Annotated in this window: 6 protein-coding genes and 1 pseudogene; 1 reads left to right on the top strand and 6 read right to left on the bottom strand. The window is 61.5% G+C overall.

Annotated features, from left to right (window positions below):
* Window positions 1-178: 178 nt before the first annotated feature.
* The 5 genes and pseudogenes from PMI35_RS03175 to PMI35_RS36015 all read right to left on the bottom strand — a co-directional run.
* The gene (locus PMI35_RS03175) at window positions 179-1,174 is read right to left on the bottom strand and encodes a lysylphosphatidylglycerol synthase transmembrane domain-containing protein (protein WP_008065504.1); all 996 of its coding nucleotides are present in this window, start codon (window positions 1,172-1,174) and stop codon (window positions 179-181) included.
* Window positions 1,171-1,947, bottom strand: coding sequence for a DUF2334 domain-containing protein (locus tag PMI35_RS03180; RefSeq protein WP_008065503.1), 777 nt, complete (start codon window positions 1,945-1,947; stop codon window positions 1,171-1,173). The genes PMI35_RS03175 and PMI35_RS03180 overlap by 4 nt, the downstream gene beginning before the upstream one ends.
* Window positions 1,940-3,061 carry a glycosyltransferase family 4 protein gene (locus PMI35_RS03185; protein ID WP_008065502.1) on the bottom strand — a complete coding sequence of 374 codons (1,122 nt, stop codon included), beginning with the start codon at window positions 3,059-3,061 and terminating at the stop codon, window positions 1,940-1,942. Before PMI35_RS03185 ends, PMI35_RS03180 begins: the two co-directional genes overlap by 8 nt.
* Before the next feature lie 146 nt (window positions 3,062-3,207).
* Window positions 3,208-3,972, bottom strand: a complete 765-nt coding sequence (locus tag PMI35_RS36020; protein WP_443217076.1) for a methyl-accepting chemotaxis protein — start codon at window positions 3,970-3,972, stop codon at window positions 3,208-3,210.
* Between the two features lie 93 nt (window positions 3,973-4,065).
* A pseudogene (locus PMI35_RS36015) lies at window positions 4,066-5,097 on the bottom strand (HAMP domain-containing protein); the annotation flags it as partial.
* A gap of 189 nt (window positions 5,098-5,286) precedes the next feature.
* Here PMI35_RS36015 and PMI35_RS03195 point away from each other — a divergent pair.
* The gene (locus PMI35_RS03195) at window positions 5,287-6,774 is read left to right on the top strand and encodes a helicase HerA-like domain-containing protein (RefSeq protein WP_032832119.1); all 1,488 of its coding nucleotides are present in this window, start codon (window positions 5,287-5,289) and stop codon (window positions 6,772-6,774) included.
* A gap of 91 nt (window positions 6,775-6,865) precedes the next feature.
* Here the strand turns inward: PMI35_RS03195 and PMI35_RS03200 are convergent, their stop codons facing one another.
* The gene (locus PMI35_RS03200) at window positions 6,866-7,321 is read right to left on the bottom strand and encodes a DUF721 domain-containing protein (protein ID WP_008065495.1); all 456 of its coding nucleotides are present in this window, start codon (window positions 7,319-7,321) and stop codon (window positions 6,866-6,868) included.
* Window positions 7,322-7,598: the final 277 nt, after the last annotated feature.

The following is a 7,598-nucleotide window of genomic DNA, read 5'->3' as shown; positions in this document are numbered from 1 at the left end:
GCAGAACCTCCACTCGGCCTCTCGAGGGGGCAAGAAAATCAAAAGCCAAAGCGAGGCGGCCTGACAGCCGACCTGATCGGGAGCCGCACGCAATCCCCTGTAGGAGCCCGGCTTGCCGGCGAAGGCGTCCGAAAGTCCAACGCAATGTTCCAGGCCGCTTTCACCGGCAGACCACTTTCTACGGATACACATTCTTCATGAGCTTCTTGAGCAATGGCCGGCCCAGCATCAGCAAAAACACCGGCCCACCCACCAGCAAATAGAAGTAATAGGTCACCGCCCGCCAGATCAGAATGGCGGCCGCCGCCGTGGATTTACCCACCATGGGCGCCAACAGTGCCGCTGAAGTCAATTCAGCCGCCCCGGCGCCGCCTGGCAACAGGCTGAACTGCCCCGCACTCAATGAAACCATCTGGATCAGAAAGCTCCAGGCCCACTGCAAGTCGGCGCCGAGCCCGCGCAGCGCCAGGTACAGGACGCTGTAACGCAAGATCCAATGCACGCACGTCAAGCCGAACACTGTTATTAGTGTCTGGGGGGGTAACTTGAGGGTGTCGGTAAACGCCGCCAGGAAGTGCAGGAGTTTTCGTGCCCAACGCATGCGGGTCGAGGGCTCGACGTTGAGGCGTGCCAGCAGTCGGCCTCCCAGACGGATCACCAGGCGGTGATAGCGCGCCACCAGCACGCAACTGACCAGGCCACCGAACATCGAGAGGGCGCTGACGATCAGCAACCACGCCATGTGCTGGCTGAGATGTTGGAACAGCGCGTAAATCAGAATCCCGGTCAATGCGCAAAGGAAAAACAACAGATCGCTCAGTTGGTCCATGGCAAACACGGCGCTGCCCCTGGCCGGTCGTACGCCGTTGCGCGCCAGCAAGGCCATGATGGTCAGTGGCCCGCCGCTGCCACCCGGCGTGGCGCAATAGGCAAATTCGGCGGCCATCACCACGCCCAGGCTCTTGACCGGGCTGACCTTGTTGCGCTGATCCCCCAGCAACAGGCGCAATCGCAGGGTATTGACCACCCAACACAGCAAGATCATGCCGAACATGACCAGCAAGCTGCTCAATGGAAAGTCCTTGAGCCGCGACCAGGTTTCGCTGCCGCCCAGAAGCCAGGGAATCAGCACCGCGGCGAGCAGGCCGACGCATAGCAGGATCGAGCGACTCATGCCGCACGCCCCATGCGCTCGCTGTGCAAGGCCAGCCAACCGGACTTGGTCATGGGCACGCGGCCCTCATCGAGCAGGCGCTTGAGGGTTTGCAGCCAGTAAGTACGCGAGAACTCATGACGCATGTCCACCGGGTGCAGGCCCAATCGAATCACCGGCGCCGTTCGCCAGCGCTGTTCGAGTTGCTGGCTGACCAGCTTCGATAAACCGCGCCGCCAGGCACTGCGCGCACTCCAGACCAGGCCGGGAGCATCGATCGCGGTGAATTCGGGCAAGCGAAAAAGATGCCGGGCGTCGCTGGTGTAGTCCAGCGGTAATTGGCGCAAGGCCTGGCGCGTGCCTTCACTCATCAACCAGGCCGGCGCGACGAAACCCTGCAACGGCCAATCGTAGCGCTGGAACATTTCAATGCCGGCGTGCAGGCGGGTGAGGGCGGCCTCGCGAGACAAACTGTAGAACTCGCCTTCGTGGGTGTAGATCCGGCGCATGAACCAGTCGCGGGGAGTGCTCGACTTCGGTGCGTCATCGCAGTGAAAATAACCGTGTAGCACCAGTTCATCGCCACGCTCGAGTCGTGCGCTGAGCTGACGACGAAATTGCGGGTGGGCTCGCAGGTTGTAGTGTTTGTGGAAATCCGGCACCACCAGCCAAGTGATCGGCACGCTGCCAAGCGCGTCGACGGCCTCGACAAAGGGCTGGTAATCGGCCCAGGTGGGTGGCGCGACATCGTGCAGTACCAGCAGCAGGCCGGGCGCGTCCGTGGGTTCAAGCATTGGCGGCTCGCGGCCATTGGCTGCCGAGGACGGCGTGATAATGGCCGAGCAGGCTGTTGACCACCGTGTCCCAGGCGTAATACCGCTCGACATGGCGTCGGGCTTGCTGGCCGAGGGCTGCGCTACCCCGGCTGAACAGTTCGCGCACGGCGTTGGCCATGGCCAACGAATCGTTGGGGGCACACAACAGGCCACATTGATCGGTGATGATTTCCTCAAAGGCGCCAGCGGCCACCGCCACCACCGGGATGCCGCAGGCCATGGCTTCGAGAGTCACCAGACCAAAGGTTTCCTGATCGCCGGCATGCAGCAAGGCGTCGGCACTGGCCATCAGGCGGGCGACTTGGGGGGCAGGGCAGAAATCGTCGATGACCGTGACGTTGCCCGGCACAGTGGTCGGCATCGACGAGCCGACCAGCAGCAAATGATAGCGTCGGCCCAGGCGCTTCATGCATTCGAGCAGCACCGGCAGGTTCTTCTCCTTGGAACCGCGCCCGGCAAAGATCAATAAATGAGTGTTTTCGTCGAGGCCCAGCTCGGCCCGAAGGCGGGTGTCCCGTGCATCGGGATGAAACACCTGGAGATCGACCCCCAGGGGCTGCACGAAAACATTCTTCACCCCAAGGCCAATCAGTTTGTCGGCCATGACCCGGCTCGGTGCCAGTACCCGGTCGAAGTTGCCGTAGAGCTTGCTGACATAGGCCTCGACGTTTGGCGTGACCCAGTTGCCCATTCGATTGCGGGCCAGCAGTGGCAGGTCGGAGTGATAAAAGCCGATGACCGGCACATCCAGTTGGCGCCGGGCGTCCAGGGCCGCCCAGGCGGTGAGGTAGGGGTCGCCGACTTCAATCAGCTCGGGTTGCAGATCCTGCAGGACATTGCGCCAGGGCGCCAGGCGCAGAGGGAAGCGATAACCTTTGCCGAAGGGCAGGGCGGGAGCCGGAACCGTGTAGATGCCATCCTGTTCGCTGAGAACGGCCCCCGGTATCAGCAGGCTGTGGCGAATACCGGGCCTGGTGCACAGGCGATGATGCTTGGCATCCAGATAAGTGCGCACGCCACCGCTGGCAGGGGCGTAGAACATGGTTATGTCAGCGATATGCACGATGAACATCCCTCCGGTCCGTTGTTCTCCTTGATTGACCTATATGAAGAATAGATGTTCGGTTGGGATTTGGAGGGGGGGTGGTGTTTGAGTGATTGGTGTCTGGGTATTTCGTCTTCGCGGGCAAGCCGCCCGCGAAGGCCGGATCAAAAAGGCTAGATGCGGAAGCTGCCCACCAGCTGCTTCAACCGCGCCGCCTGTTGCTCAAGATCCGTACAGGCGCGCAACGTCGATTGCAGGTTTTCCACACCTTCCTGGTTCAGGGTATTGATTTCGGTGATGTCGACGTTGATCGACTCGACCACCGCGGTCTGTTCCTCGGTGGCGGTCGCCACCGACTGGTTCATGCCATCGATTTCGCCGATGCGTTGCGTCACGCTGCTCAGGCGCTCGCCGGCCAGGTTGGCGATTTCCACGCTGTCCTGGCTATGGCGCTGGCTGTCGCTCATGGTGCTGACCGACTCGCGGGCGCCAACCTGCAATTCTTCGATCATGGTCTGAACCTGCTGCGCTGATTCCTGGGTGCGATGCGCCAAGTTGCGCACTTCATCGGCCACCACGGCAAATCCACGCCCGGCTTCACCGGCCCGCGCTGCTTCGATGGCAGCGTTGAGCGCCAGCAGATTGGTTTGCTGGGAAATGCTGGTGATCACCTCAAGAATCTGCCCGATGTTCACGGTTTTGCTGTTGAGCGATTCGATGTTGCTGCTCGAAGCGCTGAGCATGTTCGACAGTTGATTCATGGCGGCAATGCTACGGTCTACCACCTGCTGGCCATCTTCAGCGAGGTTGCGGGCATCGCTGGCCTGGCTCGACGCTTGCGCGGCATTGCGGGCGATTTCCTGGGCGGTGGCACCGAGCTGGTTGATCGCCGCTGCCACGCTGTTGGTGCGCGACGCTTGCTGGTCGGAGTTGTACATCGACGAGTTCGAGGCGGCGACCACGCGCAGCGCCACTTCGTTGACCTGGCCGGTGGCCGAGGACACTTCGCGGATCGAACCGTGGATACGCTCCACGAAACGGTTGAACGCGGTGCCGAGGCTGCCGAACTCGTCGTTGTTCTGGATCACCAGGCGCTTGGTCAGGTCGCCTTCACCGTCGGCGATGTCGGCCATGGCCCGGGTCATGACGTGCAGCGGCTGAATCAGCAGGCGGATCAACATGCCTAGCAGGGCGATGATGATGGCGACGGCGATCACCGTGGCAAACAACGCCGAGGCGCGGAACTCGCTGAGCATCGAGAAGGCTTTGTCCTTGTCCACCGAGAGGCCGATGTACCAATTGACCGACGGCAGGCCTTTGATCGGGGTAAAGGTGACGATGCGGGTCTTGCCATCGACCACGATTTCACTGAGGTCGTGGCTGATGCGCGGGGTATTTTGCGGGTACGCCTCGCCCAGGGACTTCATGACCAGGGCTTTGTCCGGGTGGACCAGGATCTTGCCGTCGGCGCTGACCAGGAAGGCGTAACCCATGCCGTTGAAATCCCGGGCGCTGAGGGTGTCGATCAAGGTTTGCAGGCTGAGGTCGCCGCCCACCACGCCTACGGCTTGCCCGGCTTTGGTCGAGGCCATGGCCAAAGAAATGATCGTTTGCCCAGTCGCTGCATCGACATAGGGTTCGGTCAGGGTTGGCGTGCTGCTGTTTTGCGCGCCCTTGTACCAAGGCCGAACCCGTGGGTCGAAACCGTCCGGCATCTTCGCATCCGGACGAATGGTGAAGTGCCCGGTGGCGTCACCCAGGTAGGACGCCATGAACGTCGACGTCAGGGCTTTCTGTTCCAGCAGGGCGGCGACGTTGGCCTGTTCCGGGTTGATGGCAATGTTTTGCGAGAGGTTCTCGATCAGCAGGATACGGCCGGTCAGCCAGGTCTGGATGTTGTTGGCGGTGACGTCGCCCATCTCGTTGAGATAGTTGTCCAGGTCTTCGCGGATGGCATTGCGCTGTAAATAGTCGTTATACAGGGTGAATGAGGCGAAAGTGGCAATGACGATAAGGGCGGCGGCAAGCAGGATTTTATGGCTGAAACGCAGATTTTTGTTCATGGCTTGGGGTTCCGCTAAGGTCTTAATGCCCAGTGCGTGCTTTTATAAAGGAACGCATGATGGGCAATGTTGAAAGCAAGAGATATTTCCGTCGCTCCTTAAGGGAAATGTCCGACAAATTTGTGTCTGTCTGCTTTGTCGTTATTTCTATCGGCCGTGTAGGACCAAAGATTAACCATGGGTGACCAAATGCCTGATTCATTGCAACTTGTTATCGGCGCCGATCTCTCGGGGCAGCCGATCGCCCAGGCCATGCGCCTGGCGAATCGCCACGGATTGGTCGCGGGCGCCACCGGGACCGGTAAGACCGTCACTTTGCAGCGCATGGCCGAAGCTTTCAGCGATGCCGGCGTGGCAGTGTTTGCCGCCGACATCAAGGGTGACCTGTGCGGCCTGGGCGCCGCCGGCAACCCTCAGGGCAAGGTCGCCGAGCGGATTGCCGGCATGCCATGGCTGAACCACAAGCCTGCGGCGTATCCGGTGACCTTGTGGGACATTCACGGTCAGTCCGGTCATCCGCTGCGCACGACATTGAGCGAAATGGGGCCGTTACTCCTGGGCAGCCTGCTGGAATTGACCGACAGCCAGCAGTCGGCGCTGTATGCCGCGTTCAAGGTGGCCGACCGCGAAGGCCTGTTGCTGCTGGATCTGAAGGATCTCAAGGCACTGCTCAATCACCTCAAGGACAACCCGGAACTGCTGGGTGATGACGCGGCGCTGATGACCACCGGCTCCAGCCAGGCCCTGTTACGGCGCCTGGCAACCCTGGAGCAGCAGGGTGCGGAAGCGCTGTTTGGTGAACCGGCGCTGCAACTGGAGGACATCCTGCAACCGACCGCCGATGGCCGCGGACGCATTCACCTGCTCGACGCCAGTCGTCTGGTGCATGAAGCGCCGAAGGTCTACGCGACCTTCCTGTTGTGGCTGCTGGCCGAGCTGTTCGAGCAACTGCCGGAACGCGGCGATGCGGACAAACCGCTGCTGGCGCTGTTTTTCGACGAGGCGCATCTGTTGTTCGCCGGCACACCCAAGGCGCTGCAGGATCGACTGGAGCAAGTGGTGCGGCTGATTCGTTCCAAGGGCGTGGGGGTGTATTTCGTCACCCAGTCACCGGGCGACTTGCCCGACGACGTGCTGGCACAGCTGGGCCTGCGCATCCAGCACGGTTTGCGCGCGTTCACCGCCAAGGAGCAGAAATCCCTGCGGGCGGTGGCCGATGGCTTCCGCCCGAACCCGGCGTTCGACGCCCTGTCGGTGCTGACCGAGCTGGGTATCGGCGAGGCGCTGGTGGGTACTTTGCAGGACAAAGGCACACCGGCAATGGTCCAGCGCGTGCTGGTGGCTCCACCTCAATCACGCATCGGGCCGCTGAGCGAAACGGAGCGCACGTTGCTGATCGCCGGTTCGCCGTGCAAGGGGCGATATGACAAACCGATCGATCGTGAATCGGCCTATGAAGTGCTGATGGGGCGCAAGGGGCTGGCCCCCGAGCCTGAGGCGGCACCGGCAAAACCGGCGGCGCAGGAGCCGAGTTTCACCGAGCAGGCTGGAGAGTTTCTCGGCACGGCGGCGGGGCAGGCACTGAAATCGGCGATGCGACAGGCGGCCAATCAGCTGGGACGGCAATTGGTGCGCGGGTTGATGGGGTCATTGTTGGGCGGCAGCAAACGCCGCTAAAGGCAAAAGATCGCAGCCTGCGGCAGCTCCTACGGTGATTCGCGTTTTCCTGTAGGAGCTGCCGCAGGCTGCGATCTTTTGATCTGGCTTTTCAGGTCTTGGATTTGGCGTGCGCCGCCAGGCGCTCCAGCGCCGCCCGCAGATTCGGATCGCTGATCCCGTCGGCCGTGGACTGGATGGTCGCGGCCGCATCATTGGATAAATCCATGGTATGCCCCGCCGCACCTTGCTGGACGGTGGGCGGTTGCACCTTGAACAGGATTCGCGTGAGGTTGGCGAACTCGTCGAACATCTGCAGTTGCCGTTGCAGGCGTTTTTGTTGGTAGCGCAGGCGGGTGGCCCAATGACCGTCGGTGACAATCAGCAACAAACTGCCTTCGCGCCAGGACGCCACGTGGCAATGCGCGCGCGCGGCGGGCTGCAACTGGCTTTCGAGCAAACGTTGCAAATGGCTCAGGCGTTGAGCGTGGCCGAGAATGGCCTTGAGCGGCTTGGCTTCGCGAAGCAGAACGGCGGGTGCTCTGGCCGTAAGAGGGCGAAATGCCATGATCAGACACCTGAAGTAACAGAGCCGCCATGTTAGCAGAAAGCACCGGATGCGCCCGACCCATTGCTTTGCGCGCGCTTTACCCATTAAATCAACAAGTAACTTCTGGCGTGAATGGCTTGAAGTTCAGCGATTTGCCCTTATTTTAAGTGAGCCCCGTTACAACGCTGTGCCAGCATCGTGGAATAACGCCACTTTCCTCACCACCGTTTCCGGGTAGAATGCTCGTTCGCATGCGGCCATGAGGGCTGCTCGGGCGACTCACGGGGCCGCCCTC

The organism is Pseudomonas sp. GM78, from assembly GCF_000282475.1.
In the GTDB taxonomy this organism is placed as follows: domain Bacteria; phylum Pseudomonadota; class Gammaproteobacteria; order Pseudomonadales; family Pseudomonadaceae; genus Aquipseudomonas.
The sequence above is the reverse complement of the archived record's forward strand: the minus strand, read 5'-3'. Positions and strand labels throughout refer to the sequence as shown.